Source organism: Pseudomonas sp. NPDC088444 (assembly GCF_044900175.1).
In the GTDB taxonomy this organism is placed as follows: domain Bacteria; phylum Pseudomonadota; class Gammaproteobacteria; order Pseudomonadales; family Pseudomonadaceae; genus Aquipseudomonas.
The window spans coordinates 221,074-244,338 of the sequence record NZ_JBJDNK010000002.1 but is presented as its reverse complement, the minus strand read 5'-3'; the positions used below and the strand labels follow the sequence as shown (position 1 = coordinate 244,338).

Here is a 23,265-nt window from a genome sequence, read left to right as displayed (position 1 = left end):
GATCTCCGTGGATTGTTGTTGTCTGGGATGATCAGGGTCGCGGTGCAGCGAAACTCAGTGAGCCAGGTTGAACGGCGTGACGATCTGCACCGGGGATGCAGGGATCGGGTCGGCCTTCCATAAACGGTGAAATTGCAGGATCTGGGTGAACGCATGCCGGGCGTCCATTTGCAGGTTGTGATCGATGATCACGGTGATTTTTTCTTCGGCCAGCAATTGGCGATTTTCCTGATCCAGATCGTGGCCGATGAACACGGTCAGCGGGCGCTCCAGCGCCGCGAAGGCATCGACGATCGCCCGGTTGCCCCCACCAACGCTGTAGACGGCCTTGATCGACGGGTTGTCCTTCAAGGCCTGAGTGACCCGCTCCAGCGTGGGCTGGTACACGCCAAAGCCGCCGCTGATATCGACCACCCGCAAATGCGGCGCACGGCTGCGCAGCCAGGTGCGAAAGCCCATCTCGCGTTCCTCTTCTCCACGAAACAGATCGCTGCTGATCACCACCGCGACGTCTTGCACGGCATTGTCCAGCCAGCGCGACATCAGGTAGGCCGCCGTTTGCCCGGCGGTGCGGTTGTCCATGCCGATATAACCGATGCGCTCGCTTTGCGGCAGGTCCGAGACCAGCGTTACCACCGGAATGCCCGCCGCGGTGACCTGATTCACCGCCTCGTTGATCTGCGGCTCGTCGGCGGCCTTGAGGATCAGCCCCTGGCTGCCTTTGCTGACGCAACGCAGGATCAGGTCGTGCATCTGCTGGGTGTCGATTTCCTGATACAGATGAAAGCGTGGAAAGATGCGAAACGGCGCCAGATTGCCCAGTTGCGCGTGAATGGCTTCCTGCACCGCGTCGCTGAAGCGCTTGGGGGTGTGCAGGATGATGTCGATGTGAATGGTGCGGCCCACCGCAGGTCCGGATTTTTCCTGGGCTTCAAGCTCCGCGAGGGCCTGCTGGATGCGGCGGTTGGTCTGGTAATGAACGCTGCCGCGTTCGTGCAGAACGCGGTCGACCGTGGCTTTGCTGACGCCTGCCTGAGCGGCGATCTGCTTGATGGAAAAACGTCTGGCGCGGTCGAGCATGGAATCCCCTGAGCCTTTTTTGAGGTCTTGTTGAGGTCGATTCGGGTCTGACAACTCTGAGCGCAATGCTAGTCTCAGTTCTATTCGTTGTACAGATGGAATTTAAATTCTATTAAGAATTCTGGATTCCCCGCTTCAATCAGCCAAGCGGCGACGAATCACCCGCAGCCAAAAACAACAACAGCAGGAGACAGGCATGTCAGTTCCAGACCTTTGCACTTCGTTTACCGGTCGTTATTTCATCGTCACGGGCAGCACACAGGGGCTCGGCGCTGCGGTGGCGCGCACCCTGGCGCTGCGCGGCGCCGCCGGTTTGATCATCTGTGGCCGCAGCCGCGACAAGGGCGAGCAGCAGGCACGGCAACTGGCCGAGCTGGACTGCCAGGCGTATTTCGTCGAAGCCGACATGGAGAGCGTCGACGACTGCCGTCGGGTCGTCGCCGAAGCCAAGACCCGCTTTGGCACCGTCCACGGCTTGGTCAACTGCGCCGGGATGTCCGATCGCGGCACGATTCTCGACACCTCGCCGGAACTGTTCGACCGCCTCTTTGCGGTGAACGTCAAGGCGCCGTTTTTTCTGATGCAAGAAAGCATCAAGCTGATGATCGCCAACAATGTTCAAGGCTCGATTGTCAGCATCCTCAGTGTCACCGGCCATGGCGGCCAGTCGTTTCTCTCGGCCTATGCCGCCTCCAAGGGGGCGCTGGCGGTGCTGACCAAGAACGTGGCATTCAGCGCCATGCGCAACCGCATTCGGGTCAACGGCCTGAACATCGGCTGGATGGACACGCCTCATGAAGACCAGATCCAGCGCCAGTACCATGGCGCTCAGGACGGCTGGCTGCAGCGGGCCGAAGCCGAAGCGCCTTTCGGTCGGTTGCTCAAGCCTGAAGAAGTGGCCAACAGCGTGGCGTACCTGTTGTCCGACCAGTCCGGGCTGACCACGGGCGCGATCATCGACATGGAGCAGGGCATCATCGGTTGCGGCGACGGCTCGGCACCGCGTCCTGATGCGCCGCTGACGCTTGACGGGCTTGCGTCATGAGCCTGTTTGCCAGCCGTGCCGATATTGATGTCGAGGCGTTTGCTGCGCTGTGCGAGCAGTCGGTGAAGGCGAGGGATTACCCCACGGCGCAGGAGGTGGTCAGCCGGGTGGTGATCTATCAGGCCGATGCGTTGCGCCGTGCCGCGCAGCAGAACCGAACGGCACTGATGAGCGAGCTGCATGGCCTGTTTCTCGATGGTCCGGGCGTCATGGTGGTGCGTCATGCGTACCCCGATGCGGACGTGGTCGACCGCCACAGCGAAGTGTTTCGCCAGATCATCGCAGAGGAGGCTGCCAGTGTGGTGCGGGCGGATCACTTCGCCAAGGCGGGGGCCAACCAGCGGATCTGGAATTCGTTGCAAAAGGCCGCCGAACATTCGCCGGATTCGTTCATCGAGTATTACGCCAACCCGTTCATTGGGTTGATCGCCGAGGCCTGGCTGGGGCCGCATTTTCAGGCCACGGCGCAGGTCAACGTGGTGACGCCGGGCGGTCAGGCGCAGCAGCCCCATCGCGATTACCATTTGGGGTTTCAGACCGATGAGGTGGTGGCGCGTTTTCCGTTGCCCATGCACCGTTTGTCCCAGCACCTGACGTTGCAAGGGGCCGTGGCGCACACCGACATGCCACTGGAAACCGGCCCGACCTTGCTGTTGCCGTTTTCCCAGCAGTACGACTTGGGCTATCTGGCGTGGCGCGATCCGGCGTTTATCGATTACTTCGCCGGGCATGCCGTGCAGTTGCCGCTGAACAAGGGCGACTTGCTGTTCTTCAATCCGGCGCTGTTTCACGCGGCAGGTACCAATCGCACGGCAGACCAGTTCCGCATGGCCAACCTGTTGCAGATTTCCTCGGCATTCGGCAAACCGATGGAAACCGTCAACCGGGAAAAGATGGTGCTGGCGCTGTACCCGTCGCTGCTCAAGCGCGTGCAGGAGGGTGAGCTGGATGAGGAGGGCATGCACTCGGTGATCGCGATGAGCGCGGAGGGGTATTCGTTTCCGACCAATCTGGACACCGATCCGCCGCTGCACGGCATGGCGCCGCAGACCGGGCAACAGTTGTTGGAACAGGCGTTGCGCGAGCGCTGGGAAGTGGCGCGATTTGGCGAGGCGGTGGAGCAGATGCGGTACAAGCGGTTGGCGTGAAGGGTGTGCACCGTTGTCACGTTGTTCGCATGTGTGGGAGCCGCCTTGGTGGCGAATGCGTCGGTTCAGCAACATCAATGTTGACCGACAGATCGCTTTCGCCAGCAAGCCGGCTCCCACAGGTCTAGGTTACGCACCACACCCCTGTTTGATCAGTGATCGAGTGTCGCAAAGTGGGTCAGATATTCTCGGGCGTCACGATCTGCAACGGCACCAGCACCCGGTGGCGTTGCGGGTCGATGGCCTCGGCTTTCGGCAGTTGCACCATCACGTCAATCAGTTCCTTGGCGATCAAGCGCGGTTGCGAATCGATCACCAGCGTCACCAGGCCCTTGCGCATGGCTTGGCGCGATTCCACCGTAGGCTCTTGCAGGATGACGCACAGCTCGTCGCGCCGGGGTGAGGAGGCCAACGCACTGATGATGCCTTCGACACCGCCGCCTGCCACATAGATGCCGCGCAAGTCGGGGTGACGGGCCAGCAGATCCAGCGTGGCCTCTTCGGTAATCGCTCCATTGTCCAACGTGATAATCGGCGGCAACACACGAAAGTGCGGGGCTTTTTCGGCAAAAAAACTGCGCACGCCTGCTTCTCGTTGCTCATGGCCTAGAAAACGATGCCCGCCGAGCATCACCGCCACACTGCCGCCCTCTTTGGGCGCGCCATGGGCGATCAGCCAGGCCGCCGTACGGCCCACTTCACGGTTGTCCGTGCCGACGTAGGCGCTAGGCGACAGGGTCGGCAACTCGGTCAACAGCGACACCACGTGCACCCCGCGCTGACGGACCTGCTCGATGGCCTCGATGATCAACGGGTGCTCGAAACTCACCAAGGCAAGGCAATCGCAGCGTTCAGCCAGACGATGAACCTGCCCGACGATGGCCTGGGGCGAGCGATCGTGAATCAACTCGACATGGCAGACGATATTGGCCGCCCGCGCATCCCGAGCCGACTCAACAATAGCGTCGCTCAGGGTTTTGTAAAACGTCTGCGAAGTGCCCAGCAGCAGGATGCCGAAGTGGTAAGCGGGTTTCTTTTCATTGATGCGTTGCGAGATCAGGCGGGCAGCGAAATAACCCACGGCCTCGGCGGCTTCATGGACCTTTTCGGCAGTGTCGGGATTGACCGGCGCTCGGGCGTTGAGCACGCGATCAACGGTGGCGACACTCAGGTTGGCGTACTGCGCAACCGTGGCAATGGTGGGGCGTTTTTTATTATTCATTCGTTTATGCGTAGCACTTGGAAAAGTGTCGCTTGATAGAAAACTATCAAGCACAAACAAGGCCCGATGATAGCTTGAGAGAGAATACTTTCAAGCGCTTGTGGCGCCCCGGACGATCCCTATAGTTTGAGTCAGCACGATCAATCACCGATGCGCCTTTTATCATCCGGAGAACAATAACAATGTCCCAGATACCGTTTGATCCTGAACGCGGAAAAGATTACAGCCTGACCGGCGAACAAGCCCGCCGTGCCGAAGAAGCCGGTCTGGTGTCGGCCACCTGGTATCAATGCCCGGTGCCGCGCAAACGCATGAAAGAGTTGATGCAACGCAGCGATGGCCGCGCCTTGCGTGACACGGCGATCTGGCTGGGCGCCATGGTCGTAACCGGCATCGGCGGTTACCTGTTCTGGGGCGGTTGGGCCTGCGTGCCGTTCTTTCTGGTCTATGGCCTGTTGTATGGCACCGCCGCCAACTCGCGCTGGCATGAAGCCGGTCACGGCACGGCGTTCAAGACCCGCTGGATGAATGACGTGGTCTATCAGATCGCCTGTTTCATGGTGATGTACGAGCCGCAAGTGTGGCGCTGGAGCCATGCCCGCCATCACACCGACACCATCATCGTCGGTCGTGACCCGGAAATCGTCGAGCCGCGTCCGCCGCGCCTGAACATGATCTTCCTCAAAGTGTTCTCGCTGCCTCACGTCTACAACGTGTTCAAGTCCTTGTTTCTGCATGCCTCGGGGCAGATGAGCGAAGAAGAAAAAGTCTTCGTGCCTGCAACCGAGTTCTCCAAGGTCTATCGCACGGCGCGGATCTGGCTGGCACTACACGGATTGGTGATTGCCTCGGCGCTGTACTTCAACTCCTGGCTGCCGCTGATGTATGTGCTGTTGCCGACGATGTACGGTGGCTGGCTGAGTTATGTGTTTGGTCTGACTCAGCATGTGGGGTTGGCCGAAGATGAACTGGACCACCGCAAAAACTGCCGCACGATTTACATGAATCCTGTCTTCCGTTTCTTTTATTCGGACATGAACTACCACCTGGAACACCACATGTTTCCGATGGTGCCTTACCACGCACTCGCCAAACTTCATGAAGAAATAAAAGACGACTGTCCACCTCCCTACAACAGCCTTCTCGATGCCTACCGGGAAATCATTCCGACGCTGCTCAAACAGCGCAAGGACCCCACGTATTACGTGCAGCGCCCGATTCGCGAACGTGCCCCGGACGTTACCGAAACCCCTGAGCGTCAGGAATCGGCCTTCAGCTGAATCTTCTCCATCTACAAGAACAAGAGAGCACTGCCATGAGCAATCAATGGGTAGAGGTTTGCCACGTCGACGATATTGATGAAGAGGACGTGATTCGCTTCGATCATCAGCAGAAAACCTACGCGGTGTATCGCTCGCAGAACAGCGAGTTCTTCGCCACCGACGGCTTGTGCACCCACGAAAAGATTCACCTGGCTGATGGGCTGGTCATGGACTTCGTCATCGAATGCCCCAAGCACAACGGGCGTTTCGATTACCGTAATGGCAAGGCGCTGAACGCACCGGCCTGCATCAATCTGAAAACCTATCCGGTGAAAGTCGAGTCCGGCAAAGTGCTGCTGGACTTGCTAGGGCAGGGTGATGCATGAGCCAGCCTGAGACTCTGGTCATCGTCGGTGCCGGACAGGCCGGAGGTCGCGCGGCGCTGACCTTGTGTGAAGCCGGTTTCACCGGCCGCATTGTGTTGATTGGCGATGAGGCGCACTTGCCTTACGAGCGGCCGCCGCTGTCCAAGGCGCTGCTCAAGGGCGAGACGGATCTGGCCGCGTGCAGCCTGTTCAGCGAAGCGAGTTTCATCGCCTCCGGCATCGAGCACTTCAAGTGTGTGCGGGTGAGCGCCATCGATCCCGCTGCCCACACGCTGAGGCTGAGCGATGGCTCATCACTGAGTTACAGCAAATTGCTGCTGGCCATGGGCGGCGCATCGCGAACACTGGATCTGCAAGGCCGCGGCTTCAACAACGTGCGTTACCTGCGTACCGCCGATGACGCGGTGACGCTCGAAAAAAAGCTGACCCCCGGTACTCGACTGGTCGTCGTCGGCGGCGGTTTCATCGGGTTGGAAGTGGCCTCCAGCGCCCGGGAGCGGGGGTGCGAAGTGACGGTGCTGGAGGCCGGATCGCGACTGGCCGCCCGAGCGCTGCCCGAGCGGTTGTCCGAGGCGCTGTTGACGCTGCATCGGCGCAAGGGCGTGACGATTCATCTGGGCGCGCAAATCGCCCGTTTGAACGGGACAGACCGAGTGCAGTCTGTGGCGTTGGCCAGCGGCGAGTGTGTGCCGTGCGACGTGCTGCTGGTGGGCATCGGCATGCAGCCCAATGTCGAACTGGCCCGTGAGGCGGGGCTTTCGACCGGCAGCGGGATCAAGGTCGACGCGTACCTGCGCACCAGCGCGCCCGATGTCTACGCGGCAGGGGATGTCTGCGAATTTCCTCGAGGCGACGGTCAGCTTCATCGTCAGGAAACCTGGCGCAACGCCGAAGCCCAGGGGCGTCTGGCGGCGTTGAACATGCTCGGTCAATCCGAGCCGTTCAACAGCGTGCCGGGCTTCTGGTCCGACCATTATGAATTTGGCTTGCAGACCGTCGGTGTGCTCGCAGCGGATGCGCGAATCATCGAACGGGAAGGCGCTGAAGACGGTTTCCTCCTTTTATACATGGATGCGCACTCGAAGTTGGTGGGCGCCAGCGGTTGGGGCGTCGGCAACAGCGTGGCCAAGGACATCAAACTGTGCGAGCGCCTGATCGAAAGTCAGGTGTCGCTGCCCGTCGAGCAATTGGCCGATGCCAGCGTGTCGTTGAAAGGCTTGTTGCGAGGTGCCCATGCCTGATTTCAATCGTGAATTCGTAGTGTTCCAGTCGATGTGGGCCATGCAGAACGAGCAGGGGGCCTTGCCGTCGCCGCTGGAGGCGCAGTTGACGAAGATCGCCGAAGCGCGTTTCGATGGCGTCACCGATCATTTTTATGAGCCGGTGGCAGCGCGGGAATTGTGGCGCCTGGCCAGCGCGCTGGGTTTGCAGATCGAGGGACAACTGTTCCCCAAGACCGTCGATGACCTGCAACCGGCGCTGGACATCGCCAGTCAGTACGGCTGCCACCACCTGACGATTCAGGCCGATGTGCGACCCCGTACGTTGAAGGAGGCTGTGACCCTGATCGAAGGCTGGCAACGTCTGGCCGAGCAGGTGGACTTCCCGGTGCTCATCGAAACCCACCGCTATCGCATCACCAACGACCTGCATTTTACCCTTGATCTGCTCAAGGCCGTGCCGGACATGAAACTGCTGGCGGACTTGTCGCATTACGTGGTCGGGCGCGAGATGCCGGCCGTCCCGGGTGCCGATGATCAGCAGCAGATCGAAACCATACTGCGCCACAGTTGGGGCTTTCATGGGCGGGTGGCCAGTTGCGAGCAGGTGCAGGTGCCGATCAGCTTCGAGCAGCATCGGCCCTGGGTCGAGCTGTTCAGTCGCTGGTGGACACTGGGGATCGAGGACTGGCTGCGACGTGATCGCGTGCACGGCAGCTTGTCGTTTACTTGCGAGTTGGGGCCACCGCCTTACGCGATCACTGACCGGTTCGGGCGCGACATCACGGACCGTTGGGAAGAGTCGTTGTTGATGAAGATGCTGATCAAAGGGATTTGGGAGCCAGTGTCATCAACGCCATAGCGTGGCGAAACCCAATCCACTACGGCGTTGGCTTCTGCTCTTCATTCACGAGGGCCAGGCATCGCCGAATGCCACTGGGGTAGCACCAGCAAGACTGATCGGTTCAATCAGCGGGCATTGTCGCTCAGAAACGCCTTGACGATGGACTTCGCGGCGGGGTTGACCTTCAAATCCCCCAATTCCTTGGCAGTGAACCATTTGCAGTCGGCGATTTCGTTCATGGGGGTAGGGGTCACCATGAACGTGACCGAGACTTCAAAGACGTGATGCAACACTTCACCGCCTTCAAAGCGGGTCACGAAATCCAGTTCTTCGAGGATCAGCCCGGTCTCTTCACGCAACTCGCGTGCGGCGGCTTGGGCTGGGGATTCGTGGGCCTCGACCTTGCCGCCGGGCAGGGTCCAGCGAGATTTGGGCTTGCGCACATACAAAATGTGGTTGTCCCGTCGGCAAATCACTGTGGCGCGTTGTTTCATTGGATAGTCCCTCCACCGTACAACCCGTGAGATGCGCACAGTGTGCGGATGGTCACGTAGCTGTCACAAAAGCTTCATATAAGGCTTCGAAGCACTAACGGTGCCAATGTTCCCTTTACCTGCCGATATCGGCAGGTATTTTTTATCCTTAACATCCGCAGCTTAGCCGACGCTTCGATTGCACAAGCTGCATTACGGTTACTGTTTTTTGACCGCGGCCTTCTGATGTGGAGCCAGTCTCCCGTGCGGCTTGCAAACTCGGCCTGTGGGAGTCGGCTCCCACAGCGCGGTGTCGACGGGTGCTATCTCTTCCGTGCTCATACGCCCACTTGTGGCGCATCGCGCACAACCCTGGGGCCTCGGTACACAGGGGTTGTGGTGAACGGTAGCGGGGCAAACCCGACCTCGTTCTTCTTTTATGAATCATCCTCTCAGCTAGCCCCTTGATCTCTCGGGCTTTTCGAACGCTGTTGTGTTCTCGCGGTTCTGTGGCACACTTTCTGCTGTCTATTCCGTTGTTACATACTCTGTTCCGCTATAGCGGAATATACACAACCTCGGCGGAGTTCATCCTATGCATCGCGGACCTTCTTTCTTGAAAGCTTGTGCATTCGTACTGGCAGCAACGGCAACGCTGGCGACCACCGCTCAGGCGGCAGACAGCAAGCTCGACAGCGTGCTGCAACGCGGTCATCTGGTGGTCGGCACCGGCAGCACCAACGCTCCGTGGCATTTCCAGGGCGCGGACGGCAAGTTGCAGGGTTTCGATATCGACATCGCGCGCATCGTCGCCAAAGGCCTGTTCAATGACCCGAGCAAGGTCGAATTCGTGGTGCAGTCGTCCGATGCCCGGATTCCGAACCTGCTGACCGACAAAGTGGACATGAGCTGTCAGTTCATCACCGTCACCGCCAGCCGTGCGCAGCAAGTGGCGTTTACCCTGCCGTACTACCGCGAAGGCGTGGCGCTGCTGTTGCCGGCCAACAGCAAATACAAGGAAATCGAAGACCTGAAGGCGGCAGGTGACGGCGTTACCGTTGCGGTGCTGCAAAACGTCTACGCCGAAGAACTGGTGCATCAGGCGCTGCCCAAAGCCAAGGTCGATCAATACGACAGCGTTGACCTGATGTACCAAGCCATCAACTCCGGCCGCGCCGACACCGCGGCCACCGACCAGTCCTCGGTGAAATACCTGATGGTGCAGAACCCCGGCCGCTACCGCTCGCCAGCCTTTGCCTGGAGCCCGCAGACCTACGCGTGCGCGGTGAAACGTGGCGATCAGGACTGGCTGAACTTCGTCAACACCGCGCTGCATGAAGCCATGACCGGTGTGGAATTCCCGACCTATGCGGAATCGTTCAAGAAGTGGTTCGGTGTCGAGCTGCCTACCCCGCAAATCGGTTTCCCGATGGAATACAAATAACGCAGCCTGATCTGAGGGGGACGCCAAGGGCCAGACCTGCGGCGTCCCAGGTACTCCTGACCATGAATTATCAGTTGAATTTTGCAGCGGTCTGGCGGGATTTCCCCAGCCTGCTGGCGGGGCTGGGTCTAGGGCTTGAACTGGCCCTGATCTCGATCGCCATCGGTTGCGTCATCGGCTTGATGGCGGCGTTTGCCATGTTGTCGAAATACCGCGCGTTGCGGGTGGTGTCGTCGGTGTACGTCACGGTGATCCGCAACACGCCGATTCTGGTGCTGATCCTGTTGATCTACTTCGCGCTGCCGACCCTGGGCGTGCGGCTGGACAAGATCCCTTCGTTCATCGTCACCCTGTCGCTGTATGCCGGGGCGTACCTGACCGAAGTGTTTCGTGCAGGCTTGCTCAGCATTCACAAGGGCCAGCGTGAAGCGGGGCTGGCGATCGGTCTGGGTGAGTGGCAAGTGCGCGCTTACATCATCGTGCCGGTGATGTTGCGCAACGTCTTGCCTGCGCTGTCGAACAACTTCATTTCGCTGTTCAAGGACACCTCGCTGGCGGCAGCCATTGCCGTGCCGGAGCTGACCTATTACGCGCGCAAGATCAACGTCGAGAGCTACCGGGTGATCGAAACCTGGCTGGTGACCACGGCGTTGTATGTCGCGGCCTGTTACCTCATCGCCATGCTGTTGCGCTACCTCGAACAGCGCTTGGCGATTCGCCGCTAGGAGGCCCCGGACATGTACGAACAACCGACCTGGTTACAGGAATTGTGGATCGCCCGCGAAGCGCTGTGGAACGGCTTTCTCACCAGCGTGCAGTGCGCGGGGCTGGCGATCATTTGTGGCACCGTGATCGGCGTGTTTGCCGGTCTGATTCTGACTTACGGCAAATGGTGGACACGTCTGCCATTTCGCGCCTATGTCGATTTGATTCGCGGCACGCCGGTCTTCGTGCTGGTGCTGGCCTGTTTTTATATGGCCCCGGCGCTGGGCTGGCAGATCACCGCGTTCAATGCTGGTGCGTTGGGCCTGACGCTGTTTTGCGGCTCCCATGTGGCGGAAATCGTAAGGGGAGCGCTGCAAGCCATTCCCCGTGGCCAACTGGAAGCGGGCAAGGCCATCGGCCTGACATTCAGCCAGTCGCTGAGCTATGTGCTGCTGCCCCAGGCGCTGCGCCAGATCCTGCCGACCTGGGTCAACTCGTCCACCGAGATCGTCAAGGCTTCGACCCTGCTCTCGGTGATCGGCGTGGCCGAGTTGTTGCTCAGCACTCAGCAGGTGATCGCGCGCAATTTCATGACCTTGCAGTTTTACCTGTTCGCCGGATTCCTTTTCTTCGTCATCAACTACGCCATTGAGCTTCTCGGGCGGCAAATCGAAAAACGGGTGGCCTTGCCATGACACAGATTCAAACCGCGACCGCCCCGGCTCTGTTGAGCATCGAAGGGCTGCACAAATCCTACGGCCCCGTCGAAGTGCTCAAAGGCGTGGACCTGAAAATGAACAAGGGCAACGTGGTGACCCTGATCGGCTCCAGCGGCTCGGGCAAGACCACGCTGCTGCGTTGCGTCAACCTGCTGGAAGAGTTTCAGGGCGGGCACATTCGCCTTGAAGGCCAGGACATCGGTTACAGCGACGTCAACGGCAAGCGTGTGCGTCATCCCGAAAAGGTCATTGCCCAACACCGCGCCATGACCGGCATGGCCTTCCAGCAGTTCAACCTGTTTCCGCACCTGACCGCCTTGCAGAACGTCACCTTGGGCCTGCTCAAGGTCAAGAAGCTGCCCAAGGACCAGGCCATCGCGCTGGCCGAAAAGTGGCTGGAGCGCGTCGGTTTGCTGGAACGTCGCAATCACTACCCGGGGCAGCTTTCTGGTGGACAGCAGCAACGTGTGGCCATCGCCCGGGCCATTGCCATGAACCCGAGCCTGATGCTGTTCGACGAAGTGACCTCGGCGCTGGACCCGGAACTGGTCGGCGAAGTGCTCAGCGTGATCAAGGGCTTGGCCGAAGAGGGCATGACCATGTTGCTGGTCACCCACGAAATGCGCTTCGCCTACGAAGTGTCGGACCAGATCGTCTTCATGAACCAGGGCCGCATCGAGGAGCAAGGCCCACCGAAAACCCTGTTCGAGCAGCCGAAATCGGCGCGTCTCGCAGAATTCCTCAAGAACATTCGTTTTTAAACGCTCAACCGAAGGAGAGATTTCATGAGCATTACCCGTTACGGCGCCGGTAGCACCGCAGGTGGCGGCCAGCCACGTCCGTTCGCTCGCGCTGTAGAGGCCGATGGCTGGCTGCACGTGTCCGGCCAGGTGCCTGCCGAGAACGGCGAAATCATCGTCGGCGGCATCGTCGAGCAGACCCACAAGACCATGCAGAACCTGATCGCCATCCTTGATGAAGCCGGTTACGCCCTGGAAGACGTGGTGCGCGTTGGCGTGTGGCTGGAAGACCCGCGGGACTTCTGGAGCTTCAACAAGGTGTTCGGCGAATACTTCAAACCCGAACACGCCCCGGCCCGCGCCTGTGTACAGGCGAACATGATGGTCGACTGCAAGGTCGAGATTGATTGCATCGCCTACAAGAAGAAAGCTTGACTGCGAGTGCAATACCTGTGGGAGCCGGCTTGCTGGCGAAAGCAGAGTGTCGGTAACGCATGAGCCGACTGACACACCGCATTCGCCAGCGAGCCGGCTTCCACAAGCGTATGTCTATCCCTCGGGCCTCGGTAAACTGGCAGCCCTTATCACGAAAAAAGCCGCTCAATGGAAAGCACGACCATGACCGAAGACACCATCAAACGCCGAGCCCGTGGTCTGGATCGGGCGTTCGATATCCTCGACTTCCTCAAGGAAACCGGCACGCCGTTGCGCCCGAATGAAATCGCCAGTGGCATCGGCAGCCCGAAATCGACGGTCTACGAGTTGGTCGCGTCCCTGCTGGAACGGCGCATTCTGGAAAACGTCGGCAAGGACGGCCACGTTTATCTGGGTCGTCAGTTGTACTTTCTGGGTCAGGCGCATTTGCGCCATTTCGACTTCACCCGTGAGGCGGAGGTCAGCCTCGGCGAAATCGTTGAACAGACCCGCGAGACCGCACAGATGTGCCTGCTGAACGGGCGTAAATACACGGTCGCGCTGATGAAAGAGGGCGCCCGGCATTTCCGGATTTCTTCGGACATCGGTGAAGACGCGCCCATCCCATGGACCGCGTCAGGGCGTCTGCTGCTGGGCCACTTGAGCGATCAGGCGATCACTGACCTGATCGATCCCGACGACTTCATCCTCCCGGATGGCCAGCGGCTGCCACTGGACACCTTCCTCAGTGAAATCCGCACGGCCCATGAGGAAGGCTTCTTTTCCTTCAACAGCATTGCCGACACCTTCACCCACTGTTTCGCCGCGCCCGTGCGGGACAAGCAGGGCATCTGCATTGCCACCCTGTGCATCGTCGCGCCTCGGGCCGATGCCAAGACCCACTACGAGCACTATCGGCGTGTATTGATCGACAGCGCGAACGGTCTCGCGCGTCGGGTCAACGATTAACCGGTTTTGTCATTCGTACACGAACAAGAATTCAGGAGAACACCCATGAACATCGCCGCCATCGAGAAAGGCGCCGCCCAGCCGGGCGATCACCTGGTGCGTGACGTCAGCCTGCCTGCGCTGGTGATTCACGACAAAGCGCTGGAACACAACCTGCGCTGGATGCAGAAGTTCGTCAACGACAGCGGCGCGGAACTGGCACCCCATGGCAAGACCAGCATGGTGCCGACGTTGTTCCGCCGCCAACTGGAGCACGGTGCCTGGGGCATGACCCTGGCCAGCGCCACCCAGACCCGTGCGGCTTACAGGGCGGGTGTACGCCGGGTGCTGATGGCCAACCAACTCGTGGGGGCGCCGAACATGGCGATCATCGCCGAGATGCTCGCCGATACCACCTTCGATTTCCACTGCATGGTCGATCACCCGGACAACGTCAACGCCTTGGGGGAGTTCTTCGCCGCCAAGGGCCTGCACCTCAATGTGATGATCGAGTATGGCGTGGTCGGTGGCCGTTGCGGGTGCCGCAGTGAAGAGGAAGTCATGGCCCTGGCCGACGCCATCGCCGCGCAACCGGCGTTGAAACTGACCGGAATCGAAGGCTATGAAGGCGTGATTCATGGCGACCAGGCGATCGCCGGTATTAGGGCGTTCGCCGCGTCGCTGGTACGTCTGGCCGTGACCCTGCAAGACAAGGGTGCCTTTGCCCCGGAGCGTCCCATCGTCACCGCGTCGGGTTCGGCCTGGTACGATCTGATCGCCGAGGAGTTCGACAAGCAGCAAGTCCGTGAGCGCTTCCTCGCCGTGCTGCGCCCTGGCAGCTACGTGGTGCATGACCATGGCATCTATAAAGCAGCGCAATGCTGCGTACTCGACCGTCGTCAGGACCTGAATGAAGGCCTGCAACCGGCACTCGAAGTCTGGGCGCACGTGCAGTCGATGCCGGAGCCGGGCTTTGCTGTGATTGCGCTGGGCAAGCGTGACGTGGCTTTCGACGCTGGGATGCCCAATCCGATCAAGCGCTACAAGGCGGGTGTGGCGCCTGCTCAGGGCGACGACGTCAGCGCCTGCAAGGTGACCGCCGTGATGGACCAACACGCGTTCATGACCGTCGCACCGGGTTGCGAACTGAAGGTGGGCGACATCATTTCCTTTGGCACTTCGCACCCATGCCTGACCTTCGACAAATGGCGCACAGGCTGTTTGGTGGGCGATGACCTGTGCGTCATTGAAACCTTCGAAACCTGCTTCTAAGAGGTCCGCAATGAGCGAACTGATCAGCCACAGCCACCCGCGCGTCGCCTTGATCGGCGAATGCATGATCGAGCTGCAACAACACGCCAACGGCACGATGAAACAAAGCTTCGGTGGCGACACGTTGAATACCGCAGTCTACCTTTCGCGTCTGCTGGGCTCGGCGGCGCAGGTGGATTACGTCACGGCGCTGGGCGACGACAGCTTCAGCGATGCGATGTGTGCGATCTGGGCCGAGGAGGGCATTGGCGTGGGCCGTGTGCAGCGTTTGCCGGGTCGTCTGCCGGGGTTGTATTGCATCCAGACCGACGCCAATGGCGAGCGGCGTTTTCTGTATTGGCGCAACGAGGCGGCGGTGCGTGAGTGTTTCACGGCGCCGTCTGCCGATGCTGTTCTGGCAGCGTTGCCGGAATACGATGTGTTGTATTTCAGCGGCATCACCCTGGCGGTACTGGGTGAAGTCGGCCGCGCGCGCTTGTTGTCGGCATTGGGAGACGCCCGTGATCGCGGCGCCCGCGTGGTGTTCGACAACAACTATCGACCACGGCTGTGGCGCAGTGTCGATCAGGCACGACAGGCGTACCGGGCGATCATGCATGAAGTGGACGTGGCGCTGTTGACCGAGGAGGACGAGCAGGCGTTGTTCGACTATTCGGACACCGAGCAGATCATGGAGGCGTATCCGCGTCTGGGTGAAGTCGTGATCAAGCGCGGTGCGCAGAGCTGTCTGGTACGTGCAGGCGAGCAACGCTATGAGATACCTGCTCTGGCGGTGAGCAAGGTGATCGACACCACGGCGGCAGGGGATTCGTTCAGCGCGGCCTATCTGGCCCGCCGACTGCGCGGTGGAAGCCCGCAGGAAGCGGCTGAAGCAGGGCACGCATTGGCGAGCCTGGTGATTCAGCATCCTGGGGCGTTGATTCCGCGCAGTGTGATGCCGGGGTGAACCCTCTCCCGGCCGCTTCTGGCGTCTCAATCCCGAAAAAACACCTGCACCAAGTGATAGCCAAACTTGCTCTTCACCGGCCCGTGCACGGTGCGTAGGGGCTTCTTGAAAATGATCTGGTCGATCACCGGCACCATCTGACCCGGACGCACTTCGCCCAGATCGCCGCCGCGCTTGCCGGACGGGCAGGTGGAGTATTTCTTCGCCAGGACGTCGAACGCCTCACCTTTGGCGATGCGCTGCTTGAGTTGTTCAGCCTCTTCGGCGGTTTTGACCAGAATGTGCCGGGCTTGAGCCTTCATGATGAAATCGCCTCGATAAAAAAGCCGCGCATTATGCCCTTGTCGGGCAATTTCAGGTAATTTCCTTCATCTCGATGAGGTAAACCTATACCGAACGTTGGTACCGGTCGATGGTCGCATCTGATGTCGACCTGCAGTCTTCTTCAAACCTTTATGTGCGGTGTGACTTATGGATTTCCCGGCGTTGTTGAAGGTGCTTGCCACCCAGGACGGATCGGACCTTTACCTCTCTACCGGCGCGCCACCTTGCGCCAAGTTCAACGGCGTGCTCAAGCCGCTGGGCACCGAAGCCTTCAAACCCGGCGATGTGGCACTGATCGCCGACGGCATCATGGATGCCGAGCAGCGTCAGGACTTCGAGCGTGAACTGGAGATGAACCTGGCGTTCTCGCTGTCGGGTGTGGGGCGATTCCGGATCAACATTTTCAAGCAGCGCAACGAGGTGTCCATCGTCGCGCGCAACATCAAGCTCGACATTCCGAAATTCGAAGACTTGCACCTGCCTGAAGTGTTGCTCGACGTCGTCATGGAAAAACATGGGCTGGTGTTGTTCGTCGGCGCCACCGGATCGGGCAAGTCCACATCGCTCGCCGCCTTGATCGACCATCGCAACCGCCACGCCAGTGGCCACATCATCACCATCGAAGACCCGGTGGAGTTCATCCACAAGCACAAGAAGTCGTTGATCAACCAGCGCGAAGTGGGGGTCGACACCCGCAGTTTCCATGCCGCGCTGAAAAACACCTTGCGCCAGGCACCGGACGTCATCCTGATCGGCGAGATTCGCGACCGGGAAACCATGGAGCATGCGTTGGCGTTCGCCGACACCGGCCATCTGGCGATCTCGACGTTGCACGCCAACAACGCCAACCAGGCGCTGGACCGCATCATCAACTTCTTCCCGGAAGAGCGCCGTCCGCAACTGTTGCAGGACTTGGGCAACAACCTCAAGGCGTTCGTCTCGCAGCGGCTGGTCAAGACCAAAGACGGCAAACGCCGGGCCGCAGTGGAAGTGATGCTCGGCACGCCGACCATTCGTGACCTGATTCACCGTAATGAGTTGACCGAGCTTAAAGGCATCATGGAGAAATCCGCCAACCTGGGGATGAAGACGTTCGACAACGCGCTGTATGACCTGGTGGTGGAAGGCGCGATCAGCGAGGAAGAGGCGCTGAAAAATGCTGATTCGGCGAACAACGTGCGCCTGCGTTTGAAACTGCACAACGAAAATAGCGCGACCGCCATCACCACACCGCCCCCGGCACCGCAGCCTGCTGCGCAGGTGAGTGTGAACGATTGGGGGCTGGTGGATGAGCGGGATGAGCCGGGCGGGCAGGCTTAGCAGACCACCCACGCTGGCGTACGCTGGACCTTTTGTGGGAGGCGGCTAGCTGGCGAACGCTATTTGTCTGGGCTGTATCAGTTGACTGAAACGACGCTTTCGCCAGCAAGCCGGCTCCCACAGGTTTGGTTTCGAGCATGAATCTGTGGTTCGACACGCATCACTGTGGGAGCCAATTGGGTGGCGAAGGCGGTTGCCCGGCCAACATAGAACCTTTCACAGGATCGCGCCCGACCTGTTTAACGCGCCAACCACCCGCCATCAATGTTCCACGCCGCACCGCGCACCTGCGCGCCCGCCTCGCTGCACAGAAACAACGCCAGCTCACCCAATTGCGAAGGCGTGACGAACTCCAGCGAAGGCTGCTTCTCGGCCAGCAAATCATGCTTGGCCTGTTCCAGATCGCCGGTTTCTGCGCCCCGGTCATCAATCTGTTTCTGCACCAGCGGTGTCAGCACCCAACCCGGGCAAATGGCGTTACAGGTGACGTTACTGGTCGCCGTTTCCAGCCCTACGACTTTGGTCAGGCCGATCACGCCGTGTTTGGCGGCCACGTAGGCGGCTTTCCCGGTAGAGCCCACCAGCCCGTGAACCGAGGCGATGTTGACGATCCGCCCCCAACCTTTGGCGCGCATGCCTGGCAGGCACAGGCGCGTGCTGTGGAAGACTGAAGACAGGTTGATGGCAATGATCTTGTCCCAGCTTTCCACCGGGAAGTCTTCCACGGCGTCCACATGCTGAATGCCCGCGTTGTTCACCAGAATGTCCACACCGCCGAATTCCCGTTCGGCGTAAGCGATCATGTCAGCGATCTGCGCGACGTCGCTGACATCCGCCGGATGGTGCCCGACCTTGCCGCCGAACTGCTCAACTTCCTTGATCACCGCCGACGCATCGCCAAAGCCGTTCAACACCAGATTGGCGCCGGCCTTGGCCAGCGTCAGGGCGATGCCCAGGCCGATGCCACTGGTGGAGCCGGTGACCAGCGCGGTTTTGCCTTGCAGACTCATGTTCGATTCCTCATACGATGCCAGTTGCATAGAACGTCGCGATCACCACGAAGACCGCCAGGGTCTTGATGATCGTGATGCCGAAAATATCTTTATAGGCCTCACGGTGGGTCAGGCCGGTGACCGCGAGCAGGGTGATCACCGCGCCGTTGTGGGGCAGGGTGTCCATGCCGCCGCTGGCCATGGCTGCGACCCGATGCAGCACGTCCAGCGGGATGTTCGCGGCGTGGGCGGCGGAGATGAAGCTGTCAGACATTGCCGCCAGCGCGATGCTCATCCCGCCAGAAGCGGAACCGGTAATCCCGGCCAGCAGCGTCACGGTGATCGCCTCGTTGACCAGCGGGTTGGGGATGGACTTGAGCCAGTCCGCCAGTACCAGAAAGCCGGGCAACGAAGCGATCACTGCACCGAACCCATATTCCGATGCGGTGTTCATGGCGGCTAACAGCGCACCGCTGACCGCGCCTTTGCTGCCTTCGGCCAGCTTCGATTTCACGACACCAAAGGCGAACACCAGCACGAAGATGATCCCCACCAGCAGCGCGGCTTCAACGGCCCAGATGGCAGTGATCTTGGAAATGTCGGTGGTGACCGGTGTCGCCATGCCAGGCAACGCCAGCGAATGGGTCTTGCCGTACCACTGCGGAATCCACTGGGTGAACAACAGGTTCATCACACCCACCAACAGTAGCGGCGCGAGAGCGATCCATGGGTTGGGCAGCTTGATGTCTTCGGCGGTTTCCGGTTCGTTGCGCAAGTCGGTGCCATAACCCTCGCCCGCACGCTGGGCCTTGTTGCGCTGGCGCTGGAGAAACAGCATCCCGACGCAGAACACGAACGCTGTGCCAATCAAACCTAGCCACGGCGCGGCCCAGGCGGTGGTGTTGAAAAAGGTCGAGGGGATAATGTTCTGGATCTGCGGCGTGCCGGGCAGGGCGTCCATGGTGAAGGAAAACGCACCGAGGGCGATGGTGGCCGGAATCAGCCGTTTGGGGATATTGCTCTGGCGGAACATTTCGGCGGCAAATGGGTAGACCGCGAACACCACCACGAATAGGGACACGCCGCCATACGTGAGCAGGGCGCAGACCAGCACGATCACCAACATGGCTTGTCGGGTGCCCAGTACCTTGATGGCGGCTGCCACGATGGAGCGGGAAAAGCCTGATAGCTCGATCAATTTGCCGAAGACGGCGCCCAGCAGGAACACCGGGAAATAGAGTTTGACGAAGCCAACCATCTTGTCCATGAACACGCCGGTAAAGGCCGGTGCCACGGCGGACGGATCGGTCAGCAACACGGCGCCAAGGGCCGCGATAGGCGCGAAGAGAATAACGCTGTAACCACGGTAAGCAGCCAGCATCAGCAGCGCGAGCGCTGCCAGGGCGATGATCACACTCATCGAGTGTCTCCTGTTGTTTTTGTTATTAACGCGGTCGAGCCGCTTGACAGGAGGTATAGCCAGTTTTATGCCAGTTGGCTAAGTAATTGATTTTCAGGTAATTAAAGTTAGCCAATCAAAGCTTTCTGGAAATTTGTCCAGTTTTTGAGACTGTGCGCTTCATCCTCGTAGCGGTCTGGCTTGCCGGCGGTAGCGTCCTCACCTTCGCTGCCGGCGGCAAGCAGGACTGCTACAGGATTTTCATAGGAAGTCTAAAAAATGAGACAGAATGTCTCTCTAACGAGACTCAGCGATCCCCAACGCCGCCATCTTCTTGTACAGCGTCGACCGCCCCAGCCCCAACTGACGCGCCGCCAGCACCACGTTGCCGCGACATTGCGCCAGTTTTGCCTGGATCAGTTCTCGATCGAAGCGCTCTCGCGCCTTGCTGTAGGTCTCAGTCGATTCGGTGGCGGATTGCACGGCCGAGGAAGGGGCTTCAGCGGGAATCAGCGTGCCAATGGCGGTGTGCATGTCACGCGCACTCAAATGCAGGTCATCGCTGAGCAACGCGGCGCGCTCAAGTACGTTGCGCAATTCGCGGATGTTGCCAGGCCAGGCGTGTCGGGCGAGGGTCGCGAGGGCATCCGGGGTCAGTTCATGCTGGCTGCGCAGCTCTTCCAGAATGGCCTCACTCAAGGCTGGCAGGTCATCCAGACGCTCGCGCAAAGGCGGCACCTCGATCGGCAGGACATTCAGGCGGTAATACAAATCGGCGCGGAATTCGCCGCGTTTGATCGCCGCCTCAAGGTCCGTGGACGTGGCCGCGATCAGGCGTATATCGCTTTTGATCATCTCGTTGGAGCCGACCGGCTCGTACTCTTTTTCCTGCAACACCCGCAGCAACTTGCTTTGCAGGGGCAGGGGCATGTCACCAATTTCGTCGAGAAACAGCGTGCCGCCTTCGGCCAGGTACAGTTTGCCCTGTCGGCCTCGGCGATCAGCGCCGGTAAACGCACCGGGCGCCGTGCCGAAGAACTCGGCTTCAAGCAGGGTTTCCGGAATTGCCGCGCTGTTGATGCTGACGAAAGGCTTGTGCGCCCGGGGCGAGGTGTTGTGAATGGCATGGGCTAGCAGCTCCTTGCCGGTACCGGTTTCGCCCAGCAGCAGGACCGGCGATTCGGTACTGGCGCTGCGACGGGCGCGACGTTTGACTTCAAGGCTCGCCGCGCTCGTACCAATGAAATGCGCAAAACTGTATTTGGCCTGCCGGGCACGCAGCAGCGAGCGGGTCGAGGCCAGTTCCTGTTGCATGCTCAGGTAGCGTTTGAGCAACGGCGACAGGGCATGCAGTTCGTCGAACAAGGCAAAACCGATGGCGCCGATGACACCGCCAAGGTCGTCATGGATCGGCAAGCGCATGACCACCAGCGGGTCTTTGGCGGTGTCCATCATGTCCAGCAGGATGGGCTGGCCGTTGCTCGCCACTTGGCGCAGCAAGCTGCCGGGGATCACTTTCTCGCAGGGCTGGCCGACGGCACGGCTGGCGTCGTCGAGGCCGAAGCGCCGGGCATAGCGCTCGTTGATCCAGACAATACGGGCCTCTTTGTCGACGATCACCGTTCCTTCGCTGGACTGCTCGATGATTTCAAACAGCGAACGGATCGCGAGCCGACGTACGCGCCGGTAGTCCTTGAGGCTGTCACTGTCTTTCATGCACTGTTCCGTCGGTTCCGTTCCGGCATCTGGCCGCACAGACTGCTGGTGATCGCTTTTATTCAGTTGAAACCCGGATGTGCCGCTGCCAGCAATTCCTTGGTGTACGGATGCTGGGGCGCGTCGAACACATCGTGACTGGCGCCACGTTCGACCACCTTGCCGTCCTTGACCACGATCAGATCGTGCGCCAGTGCCCTGACCACCGCCAGATCGTGGCTGATGAACAGGTACGTCAGGCCATGCTTCTCCTGCAACTGACGCAACAACGCCACCACCTGTTTTTGCACGGTACGATCCAGCGCCGACGTGGGTTCGTCGAGCAGAATCAGGGCAGGTTTAAGCACCAGAGCGCGGGCGATGGCGATGCGTTGCCGTTGACCGCCGGAAAATTCGTGCGGGTAGCGGTGCCGACTCAACGGGTCGATCCCGACTTCCTCCAGCACGCGAACCACCTCGGCTTCGCAGCACACCTTGTCCAGTTCGCTGTGAACCTCCAGACCCTCGCTGATGATCTGCGCCACCGACATGCGCGGGCTGAGACTGCCGTAAGGGTCCTGAAACACCACTTGCATCTGCTTGCGCCACGGACGCATCTGTTTCTGGTTCAGGTGGTCCAGCGCGTGACCCTTGAAGCGGATACTGCCACGGGACTCCAGCAAACGCAGGATTGCCTGACCAAGTGTCGATTTGCCCGAACCCGACTCACCGACGATGCCCAGCGTCTTGCCGCGCTCGATGCTGAGGCTGATGTCGTCGACGGCCTTGAGGTACTCGACGTGGCGATTGAAAATCCCGCCCCCCAACGAGAACCAGACGCGCAGATTGTCCACTTCAAGGACTTTCTCGCGGGTGTCCCGTGGCAGGGGTTCGCCCGCCGGTTCAGCATCCAGCAGCAGGCGGCTGTAAGGGTGTTGCGGGTGCTTGAACAGGCTCTGGCAGTTGGACTGCTCGACAATCTCACCGGCGCGCATCACACAGACCTTCTGGGCGATGCTGTGCACCAGGTTGAGGTCGTGGCTGATCAACAGCAGCGACATGTTGAGACGTTGCTGTAACGCCTTGAGCAATAACAGGATTTTTCGCTGGACGGTCACGTCCAGTGCGGTCGTGGGTTCGTCGGCGATCAACAGTTCCGGCTCGCAGGCCAGGGCCATGGCGATCATCACTCGCTGACGCTGCCCACCGGACAGCTCATGGGGATAGGCCTTCAGGCGCTTCTCGGGGTGCTGAATGCCGACCATTTCCAGCAATTCGAGGATGCGCGCCTGCGCTGCTTTGCCACTCAGGCCTTTGTGCAACAACAGGGTCTCGCCAATCTGCTTGGCCACGGTGTGCAAGGGGTTCAGCGAGGTCATCGGCTCCTGAAAGATCATGCCGATCTGGTTGCCGCGAATCTGGCGCATCATTTTGCCGTCGGCCCCCAGCAGTTCCTGCCCGCGGTAGCGGATGCTGCCGGTGCTGACCGTTCCGGATTGCGGCAGCAGTTGCAGGATCGAGTGGGCGGTGACGGATTTGCCTGACCCCGACTCACCCACCAAGGCCAGACACTGCCCGGCAGGGATATCGAGGCTCAGGTTTTTAACCACCGTGTTGCCATTGAACGAGACTGACAAGTCGCGGATTTCAATCAGGTTTTCAGACAT

At 60.1% G+C, this 23,265-nt stretch carries 23 protein-coding genes; 15 read left to right on the top strand and 8 right to left on the bottom strand.

Going from position 1 to position 23,265, the window contains the following annotated elements; all coding sequences use genetic code 11:
• Positions 1-54: 54 nt before the first annotated feature.
• Positions 55-1,080, bottom strand: a complete 1,026-nt coding sequence (locus ACI2KB_RS05565; protein ID WP_404632230.1) for a LacI family DNA-binding transcriptional regulator — start codon at positions 1,078-1,080, stop codon at positions 55-57.
• Positions 1,081-1,276: 196 nt separating this feature from the next.
• Between ACI2KB_RS05565 and ACI2KB_RS05560 the strand changes: the two genes are divergently transcribed.
• Both ACI2KB_RS05560 and ACI2KB_RS05555 read left to right on the top strand, forming a co-directional pair.
• Entirely contained in the window at positions 1,277-2,125 is an 849-nt protein-coding gene (locus ACI2KB_RS05560) for an SDR family oxidoreductase (RefSeq protein WP_404632228.1), read from the top strand.
• A complete protein-coding gene (locus ACI2KB_RS05555) occupies positions 2,122-3,273 on the top strand; it encodes a phytanoyl-CoA dioxygenase family protein (protein WP_404632226.1) in 1,152 nt (383 codons plus the stop codon). The genes ACI2KB_RS05560 and ACI2KB_RS05555 overlap by 4 nt, the downstream gene beginning before the upstream one ends.
• Positions 3,274-3,451: 178 nt before the next feature.
• Here ACI2KB_RS05555 and ACI2KB_RS05550 read toward each other — a convergent pair whose 3' ends face one another.
• Positions 3,452-4,495, bottom strand: coding sequence for a LacI family DNA-binding transcriptional regulator (locus ACI2KB_RS05550; protein ID WP_404632224.1), 1,044 nt, complete (start codon positions 4,493-4,495; stop codon positions 3,452-3,454).
• A gap of 182 nt (positions 4,496-4,677) precedes the next feature.
• Here ACI2KB_RS05550 and ACI2KB_RS05545 point away from each other — a divergent pair, with 182 nt between their 5' ends.
• From ACI2KB_RS05545 to ACI2KB_RS05530, 4 genes are read left to right on the top strand one after another with little or no spacing between them, the layout of a single operon-like run.
• Positions 4,678-5,775, top strand: a complete 1,098-nt coding sequence (locus ACI2KB_RS05545; protein WP_404632222.1) for a fatty acid desaturase family protein — start codon at positions 4,678-4,680, stop codon at positions 5,773-5,775.
• A 35-nt stretch (positions 5,776-5,810) separates the two neighbouring features.
• Entirely contained in the window at positions 5,811-6,143 is a 333-nt protein-coding gene (locus ACI2KB_RS05540; protein ID WP_404632220.1) for a MocE family 2Fe-2S type ferredoxin, read from the top strand.
• Positions 6,140-7,384, top strand: a complete 1,245-nt coding sequence (locus tag ACI2KB_RS05535; protein WP_404632218.1) for an NAD(P)/FAD-dependent oxidoreductase — start codon at positions 6,140-6,142, stop codon at positions 7,382-7,384. The genes ACI2KB_RS05540 and ACI2KB_RS05535 overlap by 4 nt, the downstream gene beginning before the upstream one ends.
• Positions 7,377-8,225, top strand: a complete 849-nt coding sequence (locus ACI2KB_RS05530) for a sugar phosphate isomerase/epimerase family protein (RefSeq protein ID WP_404632216.1) — start codon at positions 7,377-7,379, stop codon at positions 8,223-8,225. The genes ACI2KB_RS05535 and ACI2KB_RS05530 overlap by 8 nt, the downstream gene beginning before the upstream one ends.
• A gap of 107 nt (positions 8,226-8,332) precedes the next feature.
• Here the strand turns inward: ACI2KB_RS05530 and ACI2KB_RS05525 are convergent, their stop codons facing one another.
• Complete coding sequence (locus tag ACI2KB_RS05525) at positions 8,333-8,701, bottom strand: NUDIX hydrolase (RefSeq protein ID WP_404632214.1); 369 nt, start codon at positions 8,699-8,701, stop codon at positions 8,333-8,335.
• A 574-nt stretch (positions 8,702-9,275) separates the two neighbouring features.
• Here ACI2KB_RS05525 and ACI2KB_RS05520 point away from each other — a divergent pair.
• From ACI2KB_RS05520 to ACI2KB_RS05485, 8 genes are all read left to right on the top strand, one after another.
• Positions 9,276-10,124, top strand: a complete 849-nt coding sequence (locus ACI2KB_RS05520; protein ID WP_404632212.1) for a transporter substrate-binding domain-containing protein — start codon at positions 9,276-9,278, stop codon at positions 10,122-10,124.
• A gap of 62 nt (positions 10,125-10,186) precedes the next feature.
• Entirely contained in the window at positions 10,187-10,849 is a 663-nt protein-coding gene (locus ACI2KB_RS05515) for an amino acid ABC transporter permease (protein ID WP_404632210.1), read from the top strand.
• 12 nt (positions 10,850-10,861) lie between these two features.
• A complete protein-coding gene (locus ACI2KB_RS05510; protein WP_404632208.1) occupies positions 10,862-11,524 on the top strand; it encodes an amino acid ABC transporter permease in 663 nt (220 codons plus the stop codon).
• Positions 11,521-12,309, top strand: coding sequence for an amino acid ABC transporter ATP-binding protein (locus ACI2KB_RS05505; RefSeq protein WP_404632206.1), 789 nt, complete (start codon positions 11,521-11,523; stop codon positions 12,307-12,309). Before ACI2KB_RS05510 ends, ACI2KB_RS05505 begins: the two co-directional genes overlap by 4 nt.
• Before the next feature lie 24 nt (positions 12,310-12,333).
• Positions 12,334-12,723 (top strand): RidA family protein, encoded by a 390-nt coding sequence (locus ACI2KB_RS05500; RefSeq protein WP_404632204.1) that lies wholly within the window; start codon positions 12,334-12,336, stop codon positions 12,721-12,723.
• Between the two features lie 183 nt (positions 12,724-12,906).
• Positions 12,907-13,671 (top strand): IclR family transcriptional regulator, encoded by a 765-nt coding sequence (locus ACI2KB_RS05495; protein ID WP_404632202.1) that lies wholly within the window; start codon positions 12,907-12,909, stop codon positions 13,669-13,671.
• 45 nt (positions 13,672-13,716) lie between these two features.
• Positions 13,717-14,922, top strand: a complete 1,206-nt coding sequence (locus tag ACI2KB_RS05490) for an amino acid deaminase (protein ID WP_404632200.1) — start codon at positions 13,717-13,719, stop codon at positions 14,920-14,922.
• 10 nt (positions 14,923-14,932) lie between these two features.
• On the top strand, positions 14,933-15,868 hold the full coding sequence (locus ACI2KB_RS05485; protein WP_404632198.1) for a sugar kinase: 936 nt from the start codon (positions 14,933-14,935) through the stop codon (positions 15,866-15,868).
• A gap of 26 nt (positions 15,869-15,894) precedes the next feature.
• Here ACI2KB_RS05485 and ACI2KB_RS05480 read toward each other — a convergent pair whose 3' ends face one another.
• A complete protein-coding gene (locus tag ACI2KB_RS05480) occupies positions 15,895-16,170 on the bottom strand; it encodes a peptidylprolyl isomerase (protein ID WP_404632196.1) in 276 nt (91 codons plus the stop codon).
• 169 nt (positions 16,171-16,339) lie between these two features.
• Between ACI2KB_RS05480 and ACI2KB_RS05475 the strand changes: the two genes are divergently transcribed.
• On the top strand, positions 16,340-17,512 hold the full coding sequence (locus ACI2KB_RS05475) for a PilT/PilU family type 4a pilus ATPase (RefSeq protein ID WP_404632194.1): 1,173 nt from the start codon (positions 16,340-16,342) through the stop codon (positions 17,510-17,512).
• 239 nt (positions 17,513-17,751) lie between these two features.
• On the opposite strand, the gene ACI2KB_RS05470 is transcribed toward ACI2KB_RS05475, so the two are convergent.
• From ACI2KB_RS05470 to ACI2KB_RS05455, 4 genes are all read right to left on the bottom strand, one after another.
• Complete coding sequence (locus ACI2KB_RS05470; RefSeq protein WP_404632192.1) at positions 17,752-18,522, bottom strand: 3-hydroxybutyrate dehydrogenase; 771 nt, start codon at positions 18,520-18,522, stop codon at positions 17,752-17,754.
• A gap of 10 nt (positions 18,523-18,532) precedes the next feature.
• Positions 18,533-19,924 (bottom strand): GntP family permease, encoded by a 1,392-nt coding sequence (locus ACI2KB_RS05465; protein ID WP_404632190.1) that lies wholly within the window; start codon positions 19,922-19,924, stop codon positions 18,533-18,535.
• 276 nt (positions 19,925-20,200) lie between these two features.
• Positions 20,201-21,619: a sigma-54 interaction domain-containing protein gene (locus tag ACI2KB_RS05460; protein WP_404632188.1), complete on the bottom strand. Its 1,419-nt coding sequence runs from the start codon at positions 21,617-21,619 to the stop codon at positions 20,201-20,203.
• Between the two features lie 62 nt (positions 21,620-21,681).
• Positions 21,682-23,265: an ABC transporter ATP-binding protein gene (locus ACI2KB_RS05455; protein ID WP_404632186.1), complete on the bottom strand. Its 1,584-nt coding sequence runs from the start codon at positions 23,263-23,265 to the stop codon at positions 21,682-21,684.